The sequence below is a fragment of the Staphylococcus carnosus genome, from assembly GCF_900458435.1.
Lineage (GTDB): Bacteria > Bacillota > Bacilli > Staphylococcales > Staphylococcaceae > Staphylococcus > Staphylococcus carnosus.
In genome coordinates this window covers 2,183,817-2,209,514 of sequence record NZ_UHCT01000001.1, presented here as the reverse complement: position 1 = coordinate 2,209,514, position 25,698 = coordinate 2,183,817, and the positions used below count along the sequence as shown (strand labels likewise).

Genomic DNA, 25,698 nt, shown 5'->3' with positions numbered 1-25,698 from the left:
ATGAGCTATTATGATATGATAATCTTGTTAGATTTTACGCAAGTTGGGAGGTGTCGCTGTGATCATGGGAAGGATGTAGCTTTGATTCGTGAAACATTAAGCATTACGGAATATACATCAATGCCGTACACAGTGGCATTTAATTTTGGAGGTGAATCCCTAGCAATAGGGAACTAATTGGATAGTACGACCATAATAAATTTAGTTATATTTATATTTTTAATCGCTTTAACTACAGTCTTTGTAGGATCTGAATTTGCTTTAGTAAAAGTAAGAGCAACGAAAATTGAGGAAATGATAGCAGAAGGAAATGGTAGTGCAAAAGTGGTCAAGAAAATGATTACAAATCTTGATTATTATTTGTCAGCTTGCCAACTTGGTATTACGGTTACATCTTTAGGATTAGGTTGGTTAGGAGAACCAGTTTTTGAAAAATTACTACATCCTTTATTTGTGCTGCTGCCGTTACCAGATGCATTAAATGCGACAATTTCTTTAATTGTTTCATTTTTAGTTGTTACTTACTTGCACGTGGTCATTGGTGAATTAGCACCTAAATCTTTCGCGATTCAACATACTGAAAGAGTCGCGTTATTATACGCACGTCCACTTTATTATTTCGGTCTGATTATGAAACCATTAATTTGGTTAATGAATGGTTCAGCGCGTATGATTATTCGTATCTTTGGAATTGATCCCGACGAAAATAACGATGCGATGTCTGAAGAAGAAATCAAAATGATTATTAATAACAGTTATAATAGCGGTGAAATTAACCAGACAGAACTAGCTTATATGCAAAATATCTTTTCATTTGATGAAAGACAAGCTAAAGATGTCATGGTTCCAAGAACACAAATGGCGACATTAAACGAACCGTTTACTGTTAATGAATTGTTAGAAACAATTCGAGAGTATCAATTCACACGTTATCCTATTACAGAGGATGGAGATAAGGACCATATTAAAGGCTTTATCAATGTGAAAGAATTTTTAACAGAATATGCATCAGGCAAACCTATTAAAATCAGTAATTATATTCATGAGTTGCCGTTAATTTCTGAAACAACACGTATTAGTGATGCATTAATCAGAATGCAGCGTGAACGTGTGCATATCAGTTTGATCATTGATGAATACGGCGGTACAGCCGGTATTTTAACAATGGAAGATATTTTAGAAGAAATTGTGGGTGAAATACGAGATGAATTTGATGAAAACGAAGTTAATGATGTTGTTAAATTGGGAGAGAACACGTATCAAATTAATGGACGTGTGTTGCTTGAAGATTTAACAGATGAATTCGGTATTGAATTTGAAGACTCAGATGACATCGATACAATCGGCGGTTGGCTGCAAGCACATAATACTAACTTGCAACAAAACGATTATGTAGATACTTTTTATGATCGATGGATTATTTCAGAAGTTGATAATCATCAAATCATTACGGTTATTTTAAAATATGAATATAATGAAGAGCGTAAAGAAGAAATTGAAGAAGACAGTGATGATGATAAAAATCATAAAGATAAGCATCACAAAGATAAAAAAGAAAAGAAAGATCGTAAAGATAAAGAAGATTAATACTTTTACAACCAGTACTTAAAAAGAGTACTGGTTTTTTGTTTAGACACATTTTCGACATGATAAAAAGTTATATTTCAATTAATAAATAGTTAATGGTATCCAATTCATGTTCAACATATAATTAACTCAACATATTTCAAATAAATAGAGAAATGAGGGGTTAACATGAAACCATCACATTTAATAGCAACAGCATCTTTAACAGCAGCACTTATTTTAGGTGGGTGCGGAAACAAAGAAAAAGAAGAAAAGCATGAACACGATAATAAAACAGAAGAGCATCAACACAGCAACAAATCACATAAAACTTTGACGGGTAAGTTTAAATCTGGAGAAGAGCATGTAGAAGGTAACGCAAAGATTGAAAACGGAAAAATTATGCTAACAGATTTCAAATCTGCTAAAGGTCCTGATTTATATGTGTATTTAACTAAAGACGGTAATATCAAGGAAGGAAAACAACTGGAAATGGTAGATTACAATAAGCCAGAACAAACTTTTGATATTCAAGGCGCAGATTTAGATAAATACAATGAAGTAACTATTTATTGTAAGAAAGCGCACGTGATTTTTGGAGCAGCTAAAGTAAAATAATGCAATGTAAAATGAAGTTGGGAGACAATCAACCCAACTTCATTTTTAAATCAAACAATATTAAAGGAGAAAAAACATGAAAAATTATAAAGACATCATCCAATATATTATTATATTCATTATCCGTGTAGGTTCAGGAGGTTATATTTTAGTACAAGGTTGGGAAAAATTAACGGGTGGATTTACAATTAATGGTCTTATTCCAGTTGTGATTAAAAATGAAGATTCACCAGAGTGGTTTAAATTCTTTTTTGAACATGTCGTAGCGCATACAGCCGGAATTTTTAATATTGTAGTGCCTTTAGGAGAGATTGCTATAGGGCTAGGTTTATTGTTCGGAATAATGTCACAAATTGCGAGTTTCTTTGGAGCGTTTGTTATGCTAAATTATATTTTATCGGATATGATTTTTACTTATCTGGTTCAACTTGCATTTTTTATTATCCTCCTTATGAATCCTGTTATTTTGAAGAAGATATCCTTAAAGGCTATGATCCTATATATTAGAGAAAAAGGTGATTACAAACATGAACCACATCCTACTCGTAGACGATGAAAAAGATATCGTAGATATCTGCCAAACCTACTTTGAATACGAAGGTTATACCGTAACTACAGCTTCAAACGGTGAAGAAGCACTACAACATCTTGATGATTCCATTGATTTAATCGTATTAGATATAATGATGCCTGAATTAAATGGCTACGATGTCGTTAAAGAAATGAAATTAAGACAATTAGATATACCATTTATATATCTATCAGCAAAAACACAAGAGCAAGATACAATATATGCATTGACTCTAGGTGCTGATGATTATATGACAAAACCCTTTAGTCCCCGTGAGCTAGTGCTTCGTGCTAATAATTTGTTGAATCGTGTGCAAAAATGTATGAATTTGCAATCCTGTCTAAAATTTGGTGCACTTGAATTGAATGATACTCAAAAGCGAGCACTTATTTATGATGAACCCGTCAATCTCCGCATTAAAGAGTTTGAACTATTATGGTATTTAGGAAAACATGAAAACGAAGTTATTTCTAAATCGGAATTAATATAAGAAGTATGGCAATATGATTATTATGAAGACGTAAATACTGTTAATGTCCACATACATCGTTTACGTGAAAAATTTGAACAGTTTAATTATCGTGATTATACAATTAAAACCGTCTGGGGATTAGGCTATACTTTCGAAAGGAATCAAATTTGATGTTTTCAATTAGAACACAAGTAATTATTGGTGTGCTTTCGAGTATTCTGTTAGCTTCAACGATATTAGGAATGGCATATAAACTGATGGTATTTAACGGTCATACTACTGCCCTACTGACCATTAGTGCGATAATTTCTAGTTGTTTAGCTTTATTAATATGCAGCTTGTTTTTAACACCCTTGGTAAAAAGAATTAAAGTTTTCAATCGTAAAACTAAAGAATTTGCGAATGGCAACTATAAAATGGAACCTATTAATTTTAAATCGCCTCGAGAAATTAAAGAGTTAAGTCATTCTTTTAATAAAATGGCAAAAGAAATTACTGAACAAATGGCACAAATTAAGACAGAACAGCAAGAGAAATATGAACTTATCCAAAACCTTGCACATGATTTAAAAACGCCGCTTTCATGTATTATTTCTTATTCTGAAGGTTTAAAAGAGGGGATTATTGCAGCTCCGAAAGATCGAGATGCAGCTTATGAAAGTTTGATTAAACAATCGAAAAGGTTATCGAATATGTTTGATGAACTAACTAATGTTGCAGCATTAGAATTACCTAATAAAGACTCTATAGAAATGATTCAAATTGACCAGCTGTTGATTACGATTTTAAGTGGTTATGAACAGCGTATGAAATTGGACTTAAGAAATTTAGAAGTGAATTTTTGCAGTCAATTAGAACCATTTAAACAATACCCGCGCCCTTTAGAGCGCATTTTAACGAATCTGATCGACAATGCATTGAAATTTTCTCCCACTGGAAGTCCGGTTAATTTAACATTATCTGAGAATGGGGAACGCATTGAAATTTCAGTTCAAGATGAAGGTATAGGTATACAACCAGAACATCTTCCTCGTTTATTTGAACGTACGTTTAGAGTGGAACATTCAAGAAATAATGAAACTGGAGGTTCTGGCTTAGGGCTTTATATTGCTAATGAATTAGCGAAACAAATCGGAGGAACAATTAATGTTGAAAGTACACCAGAAGTGGGTACAAAAATGACAGTTTCAATTCCGAGACTATAATAATAAAAACTGACGGTATCCATAATTTTATGGATACCGTCAGTTTTTATTATTAGCTATTTTCTTTTTCTAGGCATTTTTCGAATAATACATGGTTTTCTAAATGAACATGTTGCAATGTTGCGTTTTCTAATGCCACAATTCTTGTATATACGAGACGCCATGTTCCGCAAGCCTCAGCAGGCGGTTGGAAATTATTAGTAAGTTCTGCCATTTTTCTTAAGATGACACCTGTATTATCGTGATCTGATTTTAAATCTTGAATAATAGCGTTAATATTTTTAATATCTTTACCTTCAGCAAAAGCAATCAGTTGAGGGAAATCCTCATTATCCTCTTTTTCTGTATGTTCCAACATATTGTTTTTAAAAGTAGTATAAAGTTCTTTTAATTCTAAAAGATAAGGATGATTTGGTCCGTGAACTTTTGCTAGTTTTGTAACATAAGGTGTTAAATTTTTAAACTCCTCTTTCATTGGTTTATGATAAGCATCTTGAATGTATTGTATTAAAGAGGGGATACTCAAATACTTAGGATTTAGTCCGTCAGCACTATTATCTTGTTTTCGAACTGTTTCCAGTTCATTTAATAAATCGTCCAAAGAAATCTTTTTCTTTTCTTCAGCTGCTTCCTCAATAGAAACTTGGCCACCACAACAAAAATCTATTCCAGAACGTTTGAAGACATCTGCAGTCTTAGGATAATCTGTTACGACGTTCGCTACAATATCACTTTTTGAAATCATAAAGCATGCTCCCTTTCGGTTTACTTCGACTCATCTCTAGTATAAGAAGAATGACAGTAAATAAAAACAGTATTTCAATTAAAATAAATAAATGATAATAAACAAGATACAATTAACTCTCTGATTTATTTTAATTAGTTACTTTTATGGTATTAATTCAAATTAATCTATGGTTTTTTAAGAGTCAAAAGACACTTAATATTAAATAATATCCAAAAAGAAATCAAAAACACTATTGTGTCTAATTTTCGAATAATTGAGAAGAATTATCAACAATAAAAAACACACGCTCATATTTTAAGCGTGTGTAATAGGAGTAGTTATTTTAAAGTACCAATTTTTACGTCGTCAGGGTGTTTGCCTTGGCGTAAGTTTTTATTTAAAGCATCTATTTTTTTAACATCTTTATCTCTTAATTCAAATTTGATAGCGTCAAAGTTTTCATAGATTCTTGAAGGTGTTTGAGATTTTGGAATAACGATACGACCATGACATAAATGCCAATTTAGAATGATTTGAGCAGGCGTTTTTTCATATTTCTCAGCTAACTTTTCAATAACTGGATCTTCGAATAAACCGCGACCACGCATTAGAGGCATCCAAGCAGTTACTTTAATATCATGTTGATCACAAAAATCTTGTAATGGTTGCTGGCTCAAATAAGGATGACATTCAATTTGATTTACTGCAGGTACGATTTCAGTTTCCGCCATTAATTTCTCAAGGTGGTGTTGTTCGAAATTACATACACCAATGGCTTTTATAAGGCCTTCTTTATAAAGTTCTTCCATTGCTTTATATGTTTCGATAAATAAACCATCTGCTTCACAAGGCCAATGTATTAAATATAAATCTAAGTAATCAGTACCTAATCTTTCGAGAGAAGCTTTAAATTGTTCTTTTGTGCTTTCGTAACCTTGAAAGTCGTTCCAAATTTTAGTCGTAATAAATAATTTTTCACGAGGAATATCGCCTTTTTTAAGAGCTTCACCTAGCTCATGTTCATTTTTATAAATATAGGCGGTATCAAATGAACGATAGCCTGCTTTTTCAGCAACTTTTACTGCTGGATCCATATGATTTTCATCGATTTTATATACTCCAAATCCAATTCGAGGTATTTTTAAATCATTATTCAATTTCATGGTCTTTTTCAAAATTTGTCGCTCCTTTGACCTTTTTCTTAATTGTAACAAACAACTTATCCGCAATTCTATTAATTAGACAGGCAAATTTAAATGCATATAATTATGTATGATTGATTTGACGTTTAAATACATTATTGCTTTAATTATGAACTTTTCCAAAGGAAATAAAAAATGTCGGAACTCAAAAGTTGAGCTCCGACGTTTTTCATACAATATTTCATTTAGTTATAAAACTAATTATTTACGTTTACGCATTGCACCAAAAATGAATGATACAATGGCTACTAAAATAATTGTACCGATTAATGCAGGGAAGATTGAGATTCCGCCGAAACTAGGACCCCAATGTCCGAAAATAGCTGAACCTAACCATGCACCTACAATACCTGCGATAATATTACCGATAATTCCACCTGGAATATCTTTACCTAAGATTGCGCCGGCTAACCAACCGATTAAGCCACCGACAATTAGCATCACTATAAATCCCATAATCTTTTCCTCCTATCTATTAAACAAAATTCATGATTTTTGTTTTGCTTTTATTTCTTTACCACTAGATTCAGAGGAATAACCATAAAATAATCAATTAATGTTAAAATATTTTCATCCATAATATAAATGCAATTAAAATCAAATAAATAACTACGAAAATATACCAAAATAGTGTAAGAAGAGTCGTAACCATGAAAGATAACACTATTAATATAGTTCCGATTGTTAACTTGTTGCGTAACTTTTTGGATGAATTATTTTTTTCAGCATCGCTATTTTGAAAAATACTCAAAAATAATAGCGAAGCACCCATTAAAAAGAATACGGGCGACAGGTATGGAATTGACATATAATAAGAATCTTCACTTGTATTAAAGATAATAAAGAAGGAGACGCTCATTAAAGTGAAAATAATGAAAGCAGCAAATTTTTGCGTTTCAAATACAATTGGATGCAGCTTCCAATCTGTAAGCAATGCCAATACTGTCCAAATTAATATAAAGGCAATGATAGAAAAGGAAATAAAATCATATTTTCCAATAACCCAAATATTAATTACACTATTTATTGTCAAAGCAATTAGCAACGTGCTTAGCCTTAATTGGCGAAACGTATGCAGCCACATATCAATTACAATCGCTGATATGATGATTAAAATATTAATAATTATGTAAATGAGCATAAGGTGTGTCTCCTGACTACTATTATTCACTGAAGTATTATATCAAATTATAAGTGTTTTAAGCATTAGAAAACATTTTGTTTCAGCAAAGATTAATAGTAATAATAAAGGTTGTTCAAATAAAATCTGAACAACCTTTTATAATGCTTTGAAATTTTTAAACACCTTTTTTATTACTCCATAAGAGTGTATGTAATTGAGGTAATACATACACATCATTCATTTCACTGCTGACCATTACGGTTTCCACTAAATTTTCGTAACGTTTTAATAAACGTTCAGTATGGTTTTCAACTTCATCTTCTAGATAAGGATTGCCGACTTGAAGATAGAATGGGATGCTAGGATAACGATGATGAATTTCTTTTGCGAATTCAAAATCTTTATCTTCAAATATGACTACCTTCAAATTCAAAGATTCAAGCACACATTGTGCAATGACATCATCTAATATTTCTAGGTTAGGTTTCATACCTGAACTAGGTGGTTTAGGGCTTATTGTTAAATCATTGATTTGACGCATCCAAGGTTGATAACGACTACCTTGGGTTTCTAAAGCAGTTTCAATGTTCTTGTCTTCAAAAAGATCAACTAATTCTTGAATCCCCTTGATTAAAGCAGGATTGCCGCCTGAAATAGTGACATGATTAAAGTAATCGCCACCAACTTCTTTGAGTTGATGATAAATTTCTTCAGCAGTCATCATTTCAATTTGGTCTTTTGCGCTCCCGTCCCAAGTGAATTTAGAATCACACCAGCTACAGTGGTAATCGCACCCTGCAGTTCGTACAAACATTGTTTTACGTCCGATTACTCTGCCTTCACCTTGGATTGTAGGACCGAAAATTTCTAATACTGGTATTTTAGCCATAACGAAACTCCTTACCTTTATAAACAACATAACTAGAAGGTGTTTCACGAAGGTATACTTGCGCACATTTTGGATGATTAGGTTGTTTCTCTAATATTTCTTCAGTCATTTTATAAATAGTTTGTGCAACAATTTCGGTTGAAGGCATCTTATCTTTGAATTGAGGTAAATCATTTAATAGATAATGATCAAACTGTTCATGAATTTGTTTTTTTAAATAAGCAAAATTAATTAGGAAACCGCTATGATCGAGTTCATTACCAACGATTGTCAAATTCACAAAATAAGTATGACCATGCGTGCGCACACATTTACCTGCATCTTCACAAGGGATATAGTGCGCTGCTGCGAAATGAAAATCTTTATTTAATTCGAACGCGTAGGGATGAGAAACACTGGGGTAAATTTGTTGTAACATCCTACTTCACTCCTTTTTCTTCTAAATAAGCATTTAAGCCGCGTGCACGTAGTTTGCAAGCAGGACATTCACCGCAGCCGTCTGCAATAATTCCGTTATAACAAGTTAGTGTTTGATTGCGAACATAATCTAATACACCAAGCTGGTCGCTCAAAGCCCATGTTTCTTTTTTATCTAGCCACATTAATGGTGTATGGATGACAAAGTTTTTGTCCATAGATAAATTTAATGTCACATTCATGGATTTAACGAAGTCATCACGGCAGTCTGGATATCCTGAAAAATCAGTTTCACAAACACCAGTGATAATATGACGTGCTTTGATTTGATATGCTAAAGCACCAGCAAATGATAAAAATAATAAATTTCTAGCAGGTACAAATGTATTTGGAACGCCATCGTCAGTTTGTTCAATTTCTAAATTATGTTGTGTGAGAGCATTAGGAGTGAGTTGTGATAAAAGGGACATATCAAGAATATGATGCTTTAATCCTTGTTCGTCTGCAATTTTTTTTGCTACTTCTATTTCTGTATCGTGTCGTTGTCCATATTGGAATGTAACGAGTTCAACTTCTTCAAACTTTTCTTTTGCATAAAAAAGACATGTTGTACTATCTTGACCGCCGCTGAAAACAACCAGTGCTTTGTTATCATCAAGTGTATGAGATGCCATAAATCAATCTCTCCTTTATATTTCGCGGCCTAGCTAAAAACAAAAAAATTGGACACTGTATGAACTGATTTGCTAAAAGGACAAATGCAAGTTCTCAGGTCCAAGTTGACGTGATAGACAATTTATTTTTTGCCTATCCCTATAAAAGATAGACGATTGAAATTAAAAGTCTAGTTTTTTATAGAGGGTATCAGCTAGGAACCTCTGTTTATCGATTTCGATAGTTAGAATAATATATTTGAGCTGTAAAATCAAGATAGACTTCTAACCATGTATTACATTCTTTTGTTTTCTTTTGTAAAATAGATTTAAACCAAGCAATTTTGTTAGGGGTATACAATATGATTATTATGATAGATAACAAAGATTCATTTACATATAATATAGTAGATTATTTGACTGTTGAGAGTGAGAGTGAAATTAAAGTGTTAGATAGCAAGGAATTGACATTGTCTCAATTAAAGGCAATGCAACCTTCAGCACTAGTTATTTCTCCAGGACCAGGTCGTCCGAGTGATTATCCGGTTTTGCGTCAAATTCTCGAAGAATATGAAAAGAAAATTCCGATATTAGGTGTTTGTCTAGGCTTCCAATTTTTAATTGAACATTATGGAGGAAACATAGTGCCTAATTTCCGTCCTGTACACGGGCATACTACGTGCATTACAAACACAGGCGAAGGTATATTTGAAGGTTTACCGACTTCATTTGAAGTAATGCGTTATCACTCATTGATGGCAGATGCTGAAAGTGTGCCGAATGTTTTAAAAGTCACAGCCACAAATGATGAAAACATTGTGATGGGAATCCAGCATAAACAGTACCCGATATATGGTGTTCAGTATCATCCAGAATCTATTTTAAGTGAATATGGACATGAACAAATTCGGTTGTTTTTGCAGAAAGCAGGTGAGATTGTTGCTAGCTAAATTTAACTTTCGTTACTACGAAGATGAAGCAGAATATAAAGATTATCAATTTGATTTTACTGCTATAAAAACCCAATGTGTTGCTTATTCATTAGAAGATGTTAAGAAAGTGCTTGATTTTGCAGAACAGTATCAGGAAAAAGGAAATTATGTAGCACTATATTTGCCATATGAAGCAGCACCTGCTTTCAACTCTGATATGGAGGTGAATTTCTCAAAAGAGTCATCAAATATTTATGCAGCAGCCTATGTCTTTGATAGTCCCAGTAAATCGAATGAACTGCATAATAAACAATCCGATTCTCAGACAAAACTAGATTTCAAGTTTCGTCTGCCAGATGACATGCTGCAAGCACATATACAAGCAGTTCAACAAGCAATCGTAGAAGGTAATACATATCAGGTTAATTATACAACGAGATTATATGATGAGATTCGATTACCTATTACTGATTTATATGTACATTTAACGCGGCATGCACATGGAAATTATACAGTTTTATTAGATACAGCTGAGTTGCAAGTTGCCTCAATCTCTCCGGAACTTTTTTTCCAAAAAGGGAGATTCAAAGAACAAGAAAATGTTGTTTTGAGCAAACCGATGAAAGGAACAATGCCTCGCGGTCATAATGAAGCGGATGATCATATGCTTTATGAAAAATTGATGTATTCTTCAAAAGACCGTGCTGAAAATGTGATGATAGTAGATTTATTAAGAAATGATATAGCACGGATTGCAAAACCAGGTAGTGTGAAAGTTTATCAGCCTTTTCATATTGAAGTTTACGAAACAGTTTATCAGATGACGAGCATGGTGGTTGGAACAATGAAAGAAAACACATCTTTAGTATCGTTGTTTGAGGCATTATTCCCTTGCGGTTCTATTACGGGTGCACCTAAAATCAATACGATGCGTTATATTAAACAATTAGAAGAAATACCGCGTCATGTTTACTGCGGCACAATTGGTTTGCTGCTCCCGAATGGCAAAGCAATATTTAACGTGGCAATTAGAACCGTTCAGTATATAAATGGTAGGGCAATGTATGGAGTAGGAGCAGGTATTACAATTGATTCTAATCCTGAAGCTGAAGTAGCAGAGTTTAAATCAAAAACGAAGATATTGGAGCAATAAATATGTACTTATTTGAAACAATGCGTGTTGAAGCTGGTGATATTCCGAGAAATATATATCATACAAAAAGAATAGCAAATTCAGCTGAGCAATTAAATTTTCAATTTAATAAAAAAGAATGGGACAACTATTTAGACAATATATGTCAACAACATACTGAAGGATTATGGAGATTGAAAGTGATGTTGGGTCAAGATGGAACATTAACACATCAAATTGTAAAATTACCTGACAAACAGCAATTCAGTGCACGATTTGAATGTATCGATGCTCAATTTCCTGATTGGCAATACACGAATAAAACCTCTGAACGAGAACATGTAACACATGATCATGAAACTGATACGGTACTTTATTATGATACAAATGGAAAGATTTTAGAATTTGATATTGGAAATGTTGTTGTAGAAGAATCGGGGAATTGGTATACACCGCCGTTTGAAAATGATTTTTTAAAGGGATGTATGCGCCAAGCATTATTAGATGAAGGAAAATTACAGCTTCGTTCATATCAATTAGATGAATTGAATGAGAAGTTAAAACGTGGAAGAGCACAAATTTTTCTTATAAATAGCTTGAGAGAGGTTGCCGATATTCAGATTAATCTTTAAAATTAATTATATTCAGAACAATCAAAGTAAATGAAGGGTATAAATTAAGGTGACTGCATGATTTGGGTTATTATTATTTTAATAGTTGCTGTAGCATATCTTACTAAATTAGTATCAAACCATTTGGTTCAAAAAAGGCGTTACAAAATAGCGCGTTTATTGGTCAGTGTGATGGTACTTGTGCAGATTATACTCGTATATTACTTCGTAAGAATGCTTAATTCTTACATTATAGATATATTGAACATGTTTTATAACCAATAATAATTTGAGGTGTATTATGAAGATTTATAGTCAGGGTGACCAAGCTATTGTGGTTTCAGTTGAAAAAGAGGTTACACAAGATACGACTGAAGATTTATTAGCGTTGCGTTCTTATTTAATTGAACAAGATTATCCTTTTATTACTGAAATCGTTCCGACAGAATCAGATATGATGATTGTATATGATGCAAGAAGCATGATTAAACACCATCATATTAAGTCGCCGTTTCAGTATATGAAGGAATTGCTTCAATCTATTAAAATTGAAGTTAAACATGGTGAATCAGTTAACATGCCGACTGAAATTCCTATGATTTATGGTGGCGAATATGGTCCGGATCTAGAAGACTTGCTTGAATTTTATAATTTGGATAAAGAAGAATTTATAAAATTACATTCTCAAAAAACCTACTTCGTTTCAATGATGGGTTATTCACCAGGTTTTCCATATCTGACAGGAATGAATGAACGTTTATATATTAATCACACAGTGGATGGAAAAAAATTCATTCCAGCAGGCTCAGTCATTTTGGAAGGGAAGAAATGCGGTATTGTGACAACAGATACATACGGTGACTGGATTGTAATCGGATATACACCTGTTAAATTATTTGACCCTTCAAAAGAGGACTTTACGTTATTGAAGTTAGGGGATACAGTCCGTTTTAAACCTACTGATTCAGATTTCGAAAAGATTGGGGGCGAAGCATAATGACAATCATCATCGAAGATCCGGGTCTATTTTCAAGCTTCCAAGATTTTGGTCGCCAAGGCTATGAACATGACGGTGTGATTCCAGGCGGAGCACTTGATTTTCTAGCTCATGAAGTAGCTAATCGACTGGTAGCGAACGATAAGAATGAAGCAACACTAGAAATGACAATGAAAATGGCACGAATTCGTTTTACAGAGCCGACTTTGATAGCATTATCCGGAGGTAATTTCAAAGCTTGGACTCAAAATATGCGTATTTTACCCAATAAACTCTATTTAGTTGAAAAAGGAGACGTATTGCAATTTGCTGAATCTAATCGTACTTCACGCGTTTATCTAGCAATCGGCGGGGGTGTTGAGTTAGAAGAATGGCTTGATTCAACATCTACTGATTTTTTATCAAAAATAGGTGGATATGAGGGACGTAAATTACAAGCAGGCGATGCGATTAATATGAAACGCGACTATACTCAGCGTCATATGAAGTTGTTTGATAACCTTAAACATACGCACAAAACCAATTGGGGTGTGGATGGTTACGCTTTATCATTCAATTATATGTCTGACATGTTCCATGTCGTATTAAATAAAGGCTCCGAAGATTTTGATGAAGATACATTAAATCGTTTTACGCGGGGAGAATACAAAGTAACAAGCAAAGCAAACAGAGCGGGAATGATATTAGAAGGCGAACCGGTAAAAGCATATTATGAAGATATGCCGCCGCATCAATCTGTAAAAAGAGGCACGATTCAAGTGAAACGTGATGGTTCTCCGATTATTTTGTTGAATGATCATTATACTCTAGGCAGTTATCCGCAAATTGGAACAATTGCGAGTTATCACCTTACAAAGCTTGCGCAAAAACCTCAAGGCTCTAGATTGAAATTTCAATATATTGATGTCTATACGGCTGAAGATAACTTGATGAAATATAGTAGCTGGGTTCAGCAATTATTCCATGGAATTGAATATCGTATGATGCAAGAGATGCAAAAGTAAGCGAATCAAGTATTTTAAATAATTAAATGAAGTAGCACTCATCATGCTGGTTGAATATATCTAAATTCAATCAGCATTTTTATTTTTTAGTAAAATTATTAGTGGAATTTCTAAAATTAAGTACTAGGTCTGTGGTCTGATTTGGAAATTAATAAAACACTGTATAATTTAATGCTGTCAATACACTTTAATCACACCAAAAGCTTAATTTAATCATTTCTAAGCAAGGTTTTCATTGTAGCTTATTAAAAAATTAACAAATAAAAAAATAAAGTGTAATAAGTGCAAAATATCCAAGTTATTGCTTGAAACTCTGGCAAAATTGTTCTATATTTAATTACTGTACTGCGTGCTTTTTGTTACAATAAGATTACAAAAAGTAGATTTTGTAAAGTATTGGTTAATAAGAGACAAGCCTTTATGAAAATGATGAATTAATAAAAAGTTTTGCGAAATAAATTGGTTGGGATAAAAGCAAAGTGATTTTTACGTAATTAATTAGCCGAATTCGGTTAAACGATGGAAATCTAGTTTAGAAAGTGTGACTCACTTTCCAAACCCAAGTCTTTTTAGTCTCAACCTCAATTTTAATGTATAAATAGTGTTTTTAGATTGAATAAATAATAACGGGGGAGACACACATGAGTCTGCAGAAAAAGAAAATAAGTATATTCGGCTTTTTTATACTCACGTTGATTACGTTGAGTTTAAAAACTTACTTTGCTTATTATGTTGATTTTTCTTTAGGAGTTAAGGGATTAGTACAAAATTTGATTCTATTGATGAATCCATACAGCTTAATCGCATTGGTATTAAGCGTATTCTTATTCTTTAAAGGTAAAAAAGCATTTTGGTTTATGTTTGTAGGTGGTTTCTTACTCACATTCCTACTTTATGCGAACGTTGTTTACTTTAGATTCTTCTCAGACTTCTTAACGTTCAGTACTTTGAACCAAACAGGTAATGTTGAATCTATGGGCGGAGCAGTATCAGCTTCATTTAAATGGTATGACTTTGTTTACTTTATTGATACAATCGTGTACTTGTTCATTTTAGTCTTTAAATCTAAATGGTTAAGCACTCGTGCATTCAGCAAAAAATTTGTACCAGTGGTAATGGCGGTTTCAGTTGCATTGTTCTTTTTGAACTTAGCATTTGCTGAAACAGATCGTCCAGAATTGTTAACACGTACATTTGACCATAAATACTTAGTGAAGTACTTAGGACCATACAACTTCACAATTTATGATGGCGTTAAGACTATTCAAAACAACCAAGAAAAAGCACTTGCATCTGAAGATGATTTAACTAAAGTTTTAAATTATACAAAACAAAAGCAAACACAACCTAACCCGGAATACTACGGGGTTGCTAAAAAGAAAAATATTATCAAGATTCACTTAGAAAGTTTCCAAACTTTCTTAATCAATAAGAAAGTAAATGGTAAAGAAGTTACACCTTTCTTGAATAAATTATCATCAGGCAATGATGAATTCAGATATTATCCAAACTTCTTCCACCAAACTGGTCAAGGTAAAACATCAGATGCAGAGTTTACAATGGATAACAGTTTATATGGTTTACCACAAGGATCTGCATATTCATTGAAAGGTTCAAATACTTACCAATCATTACCAGCTATTCTTGATCAAAAAGAAGGTTATAACAGTAACGTAATGCATGGTGACTATAAAACTTTCTGGAACCGTGACCAAATCTATAAACACTTTGGTATTGATAAGTTCTATGATGCAACATACTATGACATGAGTCCTAATAACATTGAAAACTTAGGATTGAAAGATATGCCATTCTTCAAAGCATCAGCAGATTATCAATCTAAAATGAAACAACCGTTCTATTCACATTTGATTACATTAACAAACCACTATCCATTCACATTGTCATCTGAAGATGCTGATATCGAAAAACCAAACACTGGTGATTCAACAGTCGATGGATATGTACAAACAGCAAACTACCTTGATAGATCATTGGAACAATATATCAATGAACTTAAAGAAAAAGGTCTCTATAAAAATTCAGTAATTATTATTTACGGCGACCACTATGGTATTTCTGAAAACCATAACAAAGCAATGGAAAAATTATTAGGTGAAGACATTACTCCAGCGAAATTCATGGACTTAAACCGTACAGGTTTATGGATGAAAATACCTGGTAAACCAGGCGGCGTTGATCACACTTACGGTGGCCAAGTAGACGTTATGCCGACATTGTTACACTTAGTTGGTATTGATTCTAAAAACTACTTGATGATGGGTACAGATTTATTATCTAAAGATCATTCACAATTAGTACCATTCAGAAATGGTGATTTCATCACACCGAAATATAAATATGTAAACGGCAAAGCGTACGATAACAAAACAAACCAACCGCTTACAAAAGAACCTGCCGATTTACAGAAAAATAAACAACAAGTCGAAAAAGATTTAGAAATGAGCGATAATGTACTCAATGGTGACTTGTTCAGATTCTACAAAAACCCAGACTTCAAAAAAATAAACCCATCAAAATATCAATATAAAACTGGTCCGAAAGGTTCAGAACAAAAATAATATAGAAGTTAACTAGAGTGCCTAGGACATTGTGTTCTGGGCACTCTTTTTATACGATAAACAACAAAAATTATGTTTGTGTTGTTTATCATTAAAAGAATATAAGGTCTTTACAGTTTCTTAATATTTAGTGTCGATAATCCTTACTTATATAGTATCTTTTAGAAGCTATAAGGTGTATAATATATGGAACTGATTTCACTATAAACGAAGTAATATACTGAACTACGCAAAGAAATGAACGGACGAATATAAGTGGAGGCTGAAAATGGAATCATACAAAATAGAACACTTACATAAATCTTATGCAGATAAGGTGATATTTGATGACTTGCACTTATCTGTTTCAGAACATGAGCGAATCGGTCTTGTAGGTATCAATGGGACAGGAAAAAGTACGTTGCTGAAAGTAATTGCAGGATTGGATGATGATTTTGAAGCAGAGGTTAATTGTCCTAATCAATATCGCATACGCTACTCTTCGCAAAAGCAAGATTTAAATGAGGATAAAACGGTGCTTGATGAAGTACTGAGTGCGGATACTACTGCAGTAAAGATCATTAAAAATTACGAAACAGCTGTGCAAAAATATAGTGAGACACAAAGTGATGCTGATTTCCAAAAAATGATGAATGCACAAGAAGCAATGGATCAAGCAGAAGCTTGGGATTATAGCGCAGAAGTGAAGACAATCTTGTCTAAATTAGGAATAAATGATACTGCACAATCTGTAAAAGCATTATCAGGCGGACAGCAAAAGCGTGTTGTTTTGGCAAAAACACTGATTGAACAACCAGACTTACTTTTATTAGATGAACCGACTAACCACTTAGATTTTGATTCAATAAAATGGCTTATTAATTATGTAAAACAATATCCGCATACAGTATTGTTTGTAACGCATGATCGATATTTCCTTAATGAAGTATCAAGACGGATTGTTGAACTAGATAGAGGAAAATTACGCACTTATCCAGGCAATTATGAAGATTACATTGTGATGCGTGCTGAAAATGAACAAATTGAACAACAACAAAACCAAAAGCAGCGTGCTTTATATAAACAAGAATTGTCTTGGATGCGTGCAGGTGCTAAGGCGCGTTCAACGAAACAACAAGCTCGAATTAATCGTTTCAGTGATTTAGAATCACAAGTCAAAAACCAAACAACAAAAGATACAGGACAACTTAATCTTGCACACTCTCGTTTAGGAAAACAGGTGTTTGAACTAGAAGACCTTTCTAAATCAATTGAAGGGAAAACACTTTTTGAGCATGTCACACAGATTATACAAAATGGGCAGCAAATCGGTATTGTGGGACCGAATGGAGCTGGTAAAACTACGTTGCTTAATATTTTAGCAGGAGAAGATACTGACTATTCAGGAGTAGTGAAAATCGGACAAACTGTAAAGACTGCTTATTTTAAACAAACTGATGAACGATTGGACAGAGATATACGTGTTATTGACTTTTTACGCGAAGAAAGTGAAGTCGCAAAAGAAAAAGACGGGACAACCGTTTCAGTTACGCAATTGTTAGAACGATTTTTATTCCCAAGTTCAACACATGGCAAGAAAGTCTATAAACTTTCAGGCGGTGAACAAAAACGTCTTTATTTACTAAGATTACTCGTTCATCAACCGAATGTTTTACTATTAGACGAGCCTACGAACGATTTAGATACAGAAACGCTGACTATTCTTGAAGATTATATTTCAACATTCGGCGGCACCATCATTACTGTGAGTCACGATCGTTACTTCTTGAATAAAGTAGCACAAGAATTCTGGTATGTACATGATGGTCAAATTGAACGGATTATCGGTAATTTTGAGGACTATGAAGTGTACAAAGAGGAACAAGAAAAAGCAAAAGAAGCGGCTAAACAACTACCTAAGCAAGTAAAAGAAAGACAACGTAAAGGGTTATCTTATAAAGAAAAACGTGAATACGAAACGGTTATGGAAAGAATTGAGGAAGCAGAAATACGTCTCGAAGAAATAGAACAAGAGATGGTAGATGCAAGTGATGATTATACAAAAATACAAACGCTTAATTCTGAAAAAGAAACTTTAGAATCGCAATACGACCAAGATATGACAAGATGGAGTGAACTTGAAGAATTAAAGGAACAATAAGGGGTCAAAAATATGGAAACAATATTATCACATTATTTTGGATACCAAACATTCCGTCCTGGACAAAAAGAAATCATTTCCAAAATACTAGAAAAACAAAATGTATTAGGGGTTTTACCGACTGGTGGCGGTAAATCATTATGTTATCAAGTACCTGGTTTAATGATGGGCGGTGTAACTGTTGTCATCAGCCCATTAATCTCTCTGATGAAAGACCAAGTGGATCAACTGAAAGCCATGGGCATTAATGCTGCTTATTTAAACAGCAGTTTATCTCAAAAAGATCAAAAAGCAATAGAAGCAGAGTTGCGTAAGGGTGAGATTCAATTTTTATACATTGCGCCAGAACGCTTTGAAAATAATCAATTTATGAAACTGCTTTATGGTTTAGATATTAAACTCGTTGCTTTTGATGAAGCACACTGTATTTCTAAATGGGGACATGACTTCAGGCCAAGTTACCAACAGGTCATCGACAAAGTAATGTGTCTTCCGCAAAACTTTGCAGTAGCAGCATTAACTGCAACTGCGACTGCTGAAGTGCAACAAGATATCATGGAACGACTCCATATTGCACAAGGCGATATGGTTAAAACAAGTATCAAGCGTCCTAATTTAAAATTTAAAGTTAATTCTACCTATCAACGTCAAAAATTTGTTTTAGAATATGTGAAAGAACATAAGGATAAGGCTGGTATTATTTATTGTTCAACACGTAAACAAGTTGAGGAACTGCAACAGGTTTTTGAAGACCAAAAAATTAATAGTGCAATTTACCATGCAGGATTAACAAATAAAGAACGTGAGGCAGCTCAAAATGATTTCGTGTTTGATAAAACTAAAGTAGTTATCGCTACAAATGCATTCGGTATGGGGATTGATAAGTCTAATGTGCGTTTTGTAATCCATTACAATATGCCTGGAGACTTAGAGTCATATTATCAAGAAGCAGGACGTGCCGGACGTGATGGTTTAGAAAGTGATTGTATATTATTGTATAGCGAACGTGATATCGGGCTGCATCAATTCTTCATTGCTTCATCTAAAGCAGATGATGATTATAAAGAAAAAATGGGCGAGAAATTGAATAAAATGATTCAATATACTAAGACCAAAAAATGTTTAGAAGCGACTTTGGTACATTATTTCGAACCTAATGAAAAATTAGAAGAGTGCGGTCGCTGCAGTAATTGTGTCAATGAAAATAAAACATACGATATGACAGATGAAGCTAAAAAAATTATTAGCTGTATCGTACGTATGCGTCAGCAAGAAACATATGGCGTTATCATACAAGTGCTCAGAGGAGAAACGTCAGATTACGTTAAATATAATCAATATGATGAACTTTCAACTTTCGGAATCATGAAGTCTTATACGACTTCAGAATGTAGTCATCTTATCGATGAATTACGTTTCAAAGGGTTCTTGAATGAAAATGATGAAGTTTTGACTTGCGATAAAAAGGTTAAAAAGGTATTAAGTGAAGGTTTAAAAATTTATACAGTACCATTCAAACGTAAAGCTAAAGAAAAAGTAAATATTAATACTATTGAAGGTGTAGATCGAGCTTTATTTGATGAATTGGTTGAAGTGAGAAAAACATTGAGTGAAACACTTAATATTGCACCGATTAGTATTTTTACAGACTTTACTTTAGAAGAATTTGCCAAGCGCAAACCTGAGTCTAAACAAGAGATGATTGCGATTGATGGTGTGGGCAGTTATAAATTGAAGCATTATTGTCCAAAATTTATTGAAACAATTCATAATTACAAAGCACAAGTTTAAAAATGTTTTATTAAGAACAGCAAGTATAACAACGAATGGATACAATTAGTGTTAGCTTGCTGTTCTTTTTTTAAAATAAAAAGAAATGTGGGTGAAGGAATGATTGAATTCAAGCACGTCAGTAAAAAGTATGGCAATAAAATTGCCGTCGATGATGTCAGCTTTAAAATTAACGAAGGGGAATTCTTTGTTTTAATCGGACCTTCTGGTTGCGGAAAAACAACGACTTTAAAAATGATTAATCGTTTAATTCCGTTGACAGAGGGCTACATTTATTTCAAGGATTCACCAATCAGTGATTATCCAGTTTATGAAATGCGTTGGGATATCGGCTATGTATTGCAGCAGATTGCTCTATTTCCGCATATGTCAGTAAAAGAAAATATCGCACAAGTTCCTCAAATGAAGGGTTGGGATAAAGACAGAATTGACCAACGTGTTGATGAATTATTAAAAATGGTGAATTTAGATCCTGATACATATCGTGATCGTAAACCGGATGAGTTGTCAGGGGGACAAAGACAACGTGTAGGTGTTGTCAGAGCACTCGCTGCTGATCCGCCCGTTATTTTAATGGATGAACCATTCAGTGCTTTAGACCCGATAAGCCGTACAAAATTACAAGATGATTTAATAGAATTGCAAAAGCAGATTAAGAAAACTATTGTTTTTGTCACACACGACATTGATGAGGCCATGAAATTAGGCGACAGAATTTGTTTGTTGAATGAGGGGCACGTTGAACAAATTGACACGCCTGAATACTTTATCAATCATCCTAAAAATGATTTTATAAAACAGTTTATTAGTCAATATGACAGAAATGTTCAGCAGCAATTGAAATTAGATGATGTTTTAGAAAATACAGAACTGAAGTCTCTTCAATCTACTCAGGATTTGCCAGTGGTTCAACATGATACTCCATTGAAGAAAGTTTACGAAGATTTGGCACGTTATAATGCTGTTGCAGTAGAACGTGACGGCAAGACGCATATGCTGACAAGAGAAGATGTCTTTAACTTCTTAGCTGATAGTGAAAGAGGTGACGCTTCATGAATGCATTCTTAGAAACGCTCTCTACGCGTAAAGGCGAATTGCTCAGTACGTTGTTAGAACATATTCAGATTTCTTTTATTGCATTATTGATTGCTTGTTTAATTGGTGTACCGCTCGGTATATTTTTGACTAAAACAAAATATATTTCAGAATTTGTTATTAATATTGCAGCTGTACTTCAAACAATTCCTTCATTGGCACTATTAGGTTTAATGATACCAATTTTTGGTATTGGGACATTGCCGGCGATTATCGCATTAGTCGTGTATGCATTGCTGCCGATTCTCAGAAATACATATACTGGGATAAAAGAAGTCGATCCTTCATTAGTTGAAGCGGCTAAAGGTATCGGTATGAAGCCAGGAAGAAGGTTGACGAAAGTAGAATTACCTATTGCGATGCCTATCATTATGGCAGGTATTCGTACAGCAATGGTATTAATTATTGGTACTGCCACACTCGCAGCATTAATTGGTGCAGGCGGCCTTGGGGATTTAATCCTATTAGGTATCGACCGAAATAATAGCTCTTTAATCTTATTAGGTGCTATACCTGCAGCTATTTTAGCTATCGTTTTTGATTTAGCTTTACGTTATATTCAAAAGCTGTCTTACAAAAAAATATTGATTACATTGGGTGCGCTTTTAATTATTGTAGTATTAGTTATTGTTATCCCATTGTTTGGCGGTAAAGGTGACAAAGTGACAATTGCCGGTAAATTGGGGTCTGAACCTTCAATTATTACTAATATGTATAAAATCTTAATTGAAGAAGAGACAGATGATACTGTTGATGTTAAAGATGGAATGGGTAAAACATCATTCTTATTCAATGCTTTAAAATCTGATGATATCGATGGTTATTTAGAATTTACTGGTACAGTTTTAGGTGAATTGACGAAAGAACCTTTAAAATCTAAAGAAGAACATAAGGTTTATGAACAAGCTAAGACAAGTCTTGAAAAGAAAGACAAAATGACCTTATTAAAACCGATGAAATATAATAATACGTATGCATTAGCTGTTAAGCGTGATTTTGCTGAAAAACATCACTTAAAAACAATCGGAGATTTAGAAAAAGTAGAGGATGAAATCAAACCAGGTTTCACACTTGAGTTTAACGATAGACCTGATGGATTTAAAGCAGTTTCTAAAGCCTATGATTTACACTTCAATAAGATACGTACAATGGAACCAAAATTACGATATCAAGCAGTTAAGAAAGGTGATATTAATTTAATAGATGCATATTCAACTGATGCAGAATTAAAACAATATGACATGGTTGTCTTAAAAGATGATAAGCATGTTTTCCCACCTTATCAAGGTGCACCATTATTTAAAGAAAAATACTTGAAAGAACATCCGGAAATTAAAAAACCGCTCAATAAATTAGCAGGTAAAATTACCGATGAAGAAATGCAAGAAATGAACTATAAAGTTACTGTTAAGAATGAAGATCCGTATAAAGTAGCGAAAGATTATTTGAAAAGACATCATTTAATTAAATAAGCTTAAAAGTACTGAGGAAGCTTTAAAGCATTCTCAGTACTTTTCTATTATTATCAAGTTTGCATTTGGATGGTAAATACCACTATAATATTCATCAAATTATCGCTTGCAAATTTAAATAGTAAATATATGTTTATAAGCATTATTACTATAATATATTAATTAAAGAAGAAGGAGATGAAGATTTGTGAATGTAGGAGTTCTTATAACAATTATAATCTGTTGTGCAGTTTTACCTGTTGTTATAAGTATTAGTGAAAAAAATAAAAAGAACAAAAAAGTAGTGGCTAATGTTTGGATTAGTCCGTTTAAAACATGCTAAATTAACGCTTGAAAATTCAAATGCTAATTATGTGTTTATAATCATTATTATATTAATGGTTAAAATATGTTTGACGCATTTTGACTTGCGAAAATAATTTGAGAGATTGTAGTCACGGCGTAATAATGTAACCGATACGCCATGTAATAAGCTACGAACCTTATAAAATTAGGGGCTACACGGTGCAACCATGAATGTGTTATAATATTTACTAAATTCAAAAATATCAGTAAATTTAATAGGGGGCTTAACCGCATGAAAGAACAAATTCAACAGTTATCAGCATACCAACCAGGATTATCTCCAAGAGCATTAAAAAAAGAGTTTGGTCTAGATATTGATTTGCATAAACTCGCATCAAATGAAAATTTATACGGACCATCTCCAAAAGCAAAAGAAGCCATTAAAGAACATGTAGATGAAGTCCTTTATTATCCTGAAACAGGTGCACCTACACTCCGTAAAAAAATTGCAGATACACTCAATATAGATGAGAATCGCATCCTATTTGGCGCAGGATTAGATGAAGTGATTTTAATGATTTCTCGTGCAGTATTAACGCCGGGCGATAAGATTGTAACGAGTCAAGCGACATTTGGACAATATTATCATAATGCCATCGTTGAATCTGCTGAAGTGGTACAAGTACCATTAAAAGAAAATGGTCAATTTGATTTAGATGGTATTTTAAATGAAATTGATGAAGACACTGCATTGGTTTGGATTTGTAATCCTAACAATCCAACTGGTACTTATGTTACTCATGAAGAACTAGAGGCCTTTTTAGAAAAAGTACCGAGCAATGTGCCTGTATTGGTAGATGAAGCTTACTTCGAATTCGTAACTGCTGATGATTTTCCAGACACTTTGAAATTACAAGAGAAATTTCCTAATGCATTCTTAATGCGCACATTCTCTAAAGCTTACGGTCTTGCAGGATTACGTGTAGGATATGTAATTGCAACAAAAGAAGCAATTCATAACTATAATATTATTCGCCCGCCGTTTAATGTAGGACGTTTATCAGAATATGCTGCTGTTGCGGCTTTCGAAGATCAAGATTACCTCAAAGAAATTCAAAAACGTAATGCAGAAGAGCGTGCTAAATTCTTTGAAATTCCAGAGAGTAAACATTTCTTTGATAGTCAAACTAACTTTATATTTGTAAATACTAAACGTCCAAAAGAATTGTACGAAGCTTTACTTAAAGTGGGCTGTATTACGAGAGAATTCCCAATTGGTGTCCGTATAACGATTGGTTTCCCAGAACAAAACGATAAAATGATAGAAGTGTTGAAAAACTTTGATTTCGAAGCATAATATAAGCATAATCAAACTTTAGTTAATATATGATTAAGAGCAGAATGGCGATAATAATCAAATCGTTCTTAGTTCTGCTCTTTTTTTCTATTCACAATTTGATATTGAAGATATGCTATACTCGAAATGGATAAAAAGGAAAGGAAGTTACATATTATGGAGAGAGAATCAATCGCAATTGATATGGATGAGGTATTAGCAGATACAATCAAAGCTCTGATTGAAGGCGTTAATACACGTACTGATTTAGGTATTAAAGAAGCACTTCTGGATGGAAATAAACTACGTCATTTTATGCCAGAATATGAAGGTGTTTTAGATGAAGTGTTAAAAGAACCGGGCTTCTTTAGAAATCTAGAGGTAATCCAAGATTCACAAGAAGTAGTTGAGAAACTATCTAAACATTATGATATATATTGCTACAGCTGCTATGGATGTACCAACATCGTTTCATGAAAAATACGAATGGTTACGTATGCATTTTCCATTCTTAGACCCACAGAACTTTGTTTTTTGCGGGCGTAAAAACATTGTGAAGGCTGATTACCTAATCGACGATAATCCACGCCAATTAGAGCGTTTTACTGGTAAATCATTGATGTATACAGCAGCACATAATATCCATAATGAAGACTTTGATCGTTTAAATAACTGGAAAGAAGTTGAAAAATATTTCCTAGGAAATGAAGAAATATAATTATAATTTTAAGTGAGTGCCGAATTAGTTCATTGTTCGGCATTTTTATATGTGAAAATTAAATGCTAAACACTTTTATGGTTAGAAGGTCACACATCAATACATTACTGAAATTAAAAAGAAGACTATTCAAAGTTGCGAATAGTCTTCTTTGGAAAAA

The 25,698-nt window shown here is 33.3% G+C and carries 22 protein-coding genes and 2 pseudogenes; 17 read left to right on the top strand and 7 right to left on the bottom strand.

Annotated features, from left to right (window positions below; translation table 11 throughout):
- Window positions 1–177 precede the first annotated feature (177 nt).
- The 5 genes and pseudogenes from DYE31_RS10740 to DYE31_RS10720 all read left to right on the top strand — a co-directional run bounded on the left by DYE31_RS10740 (window position 178) and on the right by DYE31_RS10720 (window position 4,432).
- A complete protein-coding gene (locus DYE31_RS10740) occupies window positions 178–1,587 on the top strand; it encodes a hemolysin family protein (RefSeq protein WP_015899607.1) in 1,410 nt (469 codons plus the stop codon).
- 168 nt (window positions 1,588–1,755) lie between these two features.
- Window positions 1,756–2,184 carry a DM13 domain-containing protein gene (locus DYE31_RS10735; protein ID WP_015899608.1) on the top strand — a complete coding sequence of 143 codons (429 nt, stop codon included), beginning with the start codon at window positions 1,756–1,758 and terminating at the stop codon, window positions 2,182–2,184.
- A 76-nt stretch (window positions 2,185–2,260) separates the two neighbouring features.
- A complete protein-coding gene (locus tag DYE31_RS10730) occupies window positions 2,261–2,740 on the top strand; it encodes a DoxX family protein (protein WP_115314392.1) in 480 nt (159 codons plus the stop codon).
- A pseudogene (locus DYE31_RS10725) lies at window positions 2,712–3,398 on the top strand (response regulator transcription factor). The gene DYE31_RS10730 and the pseudogene DYE31_RS10725 overlap by 29 nt, the downstream one beginning before the upstream one ends.
- Window positions 3,395–4,432 (top strand): sensor histidine kinase, encoded by a 1,038-nt coding sequence (locus DYE31_RS10720; protein WP_041612940.1) that lies wholly within the window; start codon window positions 3,395–3,397, stop codon window positions 4,430–4,432. Before DYE31_RS10725 ends, DYE31_RS10720 begins: the two are co-directional and overlap by 4 nt.
- A gap of 52 nt (window positions 4,433–4,484) precedes the next feature.
- Here the strand turns inward: DYE31_RS10720 and scdA are convergent, their stop codons facing one another.
- The 7 genes from scdA to queC form a co-directional block, all read right to left on the bottom strand.
- Complete coding sequence (gene scdA / locus DYE31_RS10715; RefSeq protein WP_015899613.1) at window positions 4,485–5,177, bottom strand: iron-sulfur cluster repair di-iron protein ScdA; 693 nt, start codon at window positions 5,175–5,177, stop codon at window positions 4,485–4,487.
- A gap of 320 nt (window positions 5,178–5,497) precedes the next feature.
- On the bottom strand, window positions 5,498–6,337 hold the full coding sequence (locus tag DYE31_RS10710) for an aldo/keto reductase (RefSeq protein ID WP_041613079.1): 840 nt from the start codon (window positions 6,335–6,337) through the stop codon (window positions 5,498–5,500).
- Window positions 6,338–6,562: 225 nt separating this feature from the next.
- Window positions 6,563–6,817 carry a GlsB/YeaQ/YmgE family stress response membrane protein gene (locus DYE31_RS10705; RefSeq protein ID WP_015899615.1) on the bottom strand — a complete coding sequence of 85 codons (255 nt, stop codon included), beginning with the start codon at window positions 6,815–6,817 and terminating at the stop codon, window positions 6,563–6,565.
- Between the two features lie 103 nt (window positions 6,818–6,920).
- The gene (locus DYE31_RS10700; RefSeq protein ID WP_015899616.1) at window positions 6,921–7,502 is read right to left on the bottom strand and encodes a hypothetical protein; all 582 of its coding nucleotides are present in this window, start codon (window positions 7,500–7,502) and stop codon (window positions 6,921–6,923) included.
- A 157-nt stretch (window positions 7,503–7,659) separates the two neighbouring features.
- Window positions 7,660–8,373, bottom strand: coding sequence for a 7-carboxy-7-deazaguanine synthase QueE (gene queE, locus DYE31_RS10695; protein ID WP_015899617.1), 714 nt, complete (start codon window positions 8,371–8,373; stop codon window positions 7,660–7,662).
- On the bottom strand, window positions 8,366–8,791 hold the full coding sequence (gene queD, locus DYE31_RS10690; protein ID WP_015899618.1) for a 6-carboxytetrahydropterin synthase QueD: 426 nt from the start codon (window positions 8,789–8,791) through the stop codon (window positions 8,366–8,368). Before queD ends, queE begins: the two co-directional genes overlap by 8 nt.
- Window position 8,792: 1 nt before the next feature.
- Window positions 8,793–9,464 (bottom strand): 7-cyano-7-deazaguanine synthase QueC, encoded by a 672-nt coding sequence (gene queC / locus DYE31_RS10685; RefSeq protein WP_015899619.1) that lies wholly within the window; start codon window positions 9,462–9,464, stop codon window positions 8,793–8,795.
- Window positions 9,465–9,805: 341 nt separating this feature from the next.
- Here queC and DYE31_RS10680 point away from each other — a divergent pair, with 341 nt between their 5' ends.
- The 12 genes and pseudogenes from DYE31_RS10680 (at window position 9,806) to DYE31_RS10625 (ending at window position 25,538) form a co-directional block, all read left to right on the top strand.
- On the top strand, window positions 9,806–10,393 hold the full coding sequence (locus tag DYE31_RS10680; RefSeq protein WP_015899620.1) for an anthranilate synthase component II: 588 nt from the start codon (window positions 9,806–9,808) through the stop codon (window positions 10,391–10,393).
- A complete protein-coding gene (locus tag DYE31_RS10675) occupies window positions 10,383–11,528 on the top strand; it encodes a chorismate-binding protein (protein ID WP_015899621.1) in 1,146 nt (381 codons plus the stop codon). The genes DYE31_RS10680 and DYE31_RS10675 overlap by 11 nt, the downstream gene beginning before the upstream one ends.
- 2 nt (window positions 11,529–11,530) lie before the next feature.
- Complete coding sequence (locus tag DYE31_RS10670; protein ID WP_015899622.1) at window positions 11,531–12,139, top strand: aminotransferase class IV; 609 nt, start codon at window positions 11,531–11,533, stop codon at window positions 12,137–12,139.
- A gap of 280 nt (window positions 12,140–12,419) precedes the next feature.
- On the top strand, window positions 12,420–13,115 hold the full coding sequence (pxpB, locus tag DYE31_RS10665) for a 5-oxoprolinase subunit PxpB (RefSeq protein ID WP_015899623.1): 696 nt from the start codon (window positions 12,420–12,422) through the stop codon (window positions 13,113–13,115).
- Window positions 13,115–14,119 (top strand): 5-oxoprolinase subunit C family protein, encoded by a 1,005-nt coding sequence (locus DYE31_RS10660; protein ID WP_015899624.1) that lies wholly within the window; start codon window positions 13,115–13,117, stop codon window positions 14,117–14,119. Before pxpB ends, DYE31_RS10660 begins: the two co-directional genes overlap by 1 nt.
- 641 nt (window positions 14,120–14,760) lie before the next feature.
- Window positions 14,761–16,701 carry a polyglycerol-phosphate lipoteichoic acid synthase LtaS gene (gene ltaS / locus DYE31_RS10655; protein ID WP_015899625.1) on the top strand — a complete coding sequence of 647 codons (1,941 nt, stop codon included), beginning with the start codon at window positions 14,761–14,763 and terminating at the stop codon, window positions 16,699–16,701.
- Between the two features lie 262 nt (window positions 16,702–16,963).
- On the top strand, window positions 16,964–18,841 hold the full coding sequence (locus DYE31_RS10650) for an ABC-F family ATP-binding cassette domain-containing protein (RefSeq protein WP_174221514.1): 1,878 nt from the start codon (window positions 16,964–16,966) through the stop codon (window positions 18,839–18,841).
- Window positions 18,842–18,853: 12 nt separating this feature from the next.
- On the top strand, window positions 18,854–20,632 hold the full coding sequence (gene recQ / locus DYE31_RS10645) for a DNA helicase RecQ (protein ID WP_015899627.1): 1,779 nt from the start codon (window positions 18,854–18,856) through the stop codon (window positions 20,630–20,632).
- A gap of 99 nt (window positions 20,633–20,731) precedes the next feature.
- Window positions 20,732–21,688, top strand: coding sequence for an ABC transporter ATP-binding protein (locus DYE31_RS10640; RefSeq protein ID WP_015899628.1), 957 nt, complete (start codon window positions 20,732–20,734; stop codon window positions 21,686–21,688).
- Window positions 21,685–23,199 carry an ABC transporter permease/substrate-binding protein gene (locus DYE31_RS10635; protein ID WP_015899629.1) on the top strand — a complete coding sequence of 505 codons (1,515 nt, stop codon included), beginning with the start codon at window positions 21,685–21,687 and terminating at the stop codon, window positions 23,197–23,199. The genes DYE31_RS10640 and DYE31_RS10635 overlap by 4 nt, the downstream gene beginning before the upstream one ends.
- Window positions 23,200–23,776: 577 nt before the next feature.
- Window positions 23,777–24,841 carry a histidinol-phosphate transaminase gene (gene hisC / locus DYE31_RS10630; RefSeq protein ID WP_015899630.1) on the top strand — a complete coding sequence of 355 codons (1,065 nt, stop codon included), beginning with the start codon at window positions 23,777–23,779 and terminating at the stop codon, window positions 24,839–24,841.
- 156 nt (window positions 24,842–24,997) lie between these two features.
- Window positions 24,998–25,538 (top strand): annotated as a pseudogene (locus DYE31_RS10625) (5' nucleotidase, NT5C type).
- The last annotated feature ends 160 nt before the right edge of the window (window positions 25,539–25,698 follow it).

What these genes read in the sequence shown, in the direction of transcription:
- scdA (WP_015899613.1), bottom strand. Translation starts at nt 5,177, where the DNA reads ATGATTTCAAAAAGTGATATTGTAGCGAACGTCGTAACAGATTATCCT.
- DYE31_RS10705 (WP_015899615.1), bottom strand. Translation starts at nt 6,817, where the DNA reads ATGGGATTTATAGTGATGCTAATTGTCGGTGGCTTAATCGGTTGGTTA.
- DYE31_RS10730 (WP_115314392.1), top strand. Translation starts at nt 2,261, where the DNA reads ATGAAAAATTATAAAGACATCATCCAATATATTATTATATTCATTATC.
- DYE31_RS10635 (WP_015899629.1), top strand. Translation starts at nt 21,685, where the DNA reads ATGAATGCATTCTTAGAAACGCTCTCTACGCGTAAAGGCGAATTGCTC.
- DYE31_RS10670 (WP_015899622.1), top strand. Translation starts at nt 11,531, where the DNA reads ATGTACTTATTTGAAACAATGCGTGTTGAAGCTGGTGATATTCCGAGA.
- DYE31_RS10660 (WP_015899624.1), top strand. Translation starts at nt 13,115, where the DNA reads ATGACAATCATCATCGAAGATCCGGGTCTATTTTCAAGCTTCCAAGAT.
- DYE31_RS10680 (WP_015899620.1), top strand. Translation starts at nt 9,806, where the DNA reads ATGATTATTATGATAGATAACAAAGATTCATTTACATATAATATAGTA.
- queE (WP_015899617.1), bottom strand. Translation starts at nt 8,373, where the DNA reads ATGGCTAAAATACCAGTATTAGAAATTTTCGGTCCTACAATCCAAGGT.
- queD (WP_015899618.1), bottom strand. Translation starts at nt 8,791, where the DNA reads ATGTTACAACAAATTTACCCCAGTGTTTCTCATCCCTACGCGTTCGAA.
- pxpB (WP_015899623.1), top strand. Translation starts at nt 12,420, where the DNA reads ATGAAGATTTATAGTCAGGGTGACCAAGCTATTGTGGTTTCAGTTGAA.
- hisC (WP_015899630.1), top strand. Translation starts at nt 23,777, where the DNA reads ATGAAAGAACAAATTCAACAGTTATCAGCATACCAACCAGGATTATCT.
- DYE31_RS10735 (WP_015899608.1), top strand. Translation starts at nt 1,756, where the DNA reads ATGAAACCATCACATTTAATAGCAACAGCATCTTTAACAGCAGCACTT.
- DYE31_RS10640 (WP_015899628.1), top strand. Translation starts at nt 20,732, where the DNA reads ATGATTGAATTCAAGCACGTCAGTAAAAAGTATGGCAATAAAATTGCC.
- DYE31_RS10700 (WP_015899616.1), bottom strand. Translation starts at nt 7,502, where the DNA reads ATGCTCATTTACATAATTATTAATATTTTAATCATCATATCAGCGATT.
- queC (WP_015899619.1), bottom strand. Translation starts at nt 9,464, where the DNA reads ATGGCATCTCATACACTTGATGATAACAAAGCACTGGTTGTTTTCAGC.
- recQ (WP_015899627.1), top strand. Translation starts at nt 18,854, where the DNA reads ATGGAAACAATATTATCACATTATTTTGGATACCAAACATTCCGTCCT.
- ltaS (WP_015899625.1), top strand. Translation starts at nt 14,761, where the DNA reads ATGAGTCTGCAGAAAAAGAAAATAAGTATATTCGGCTTTTTTATACTC.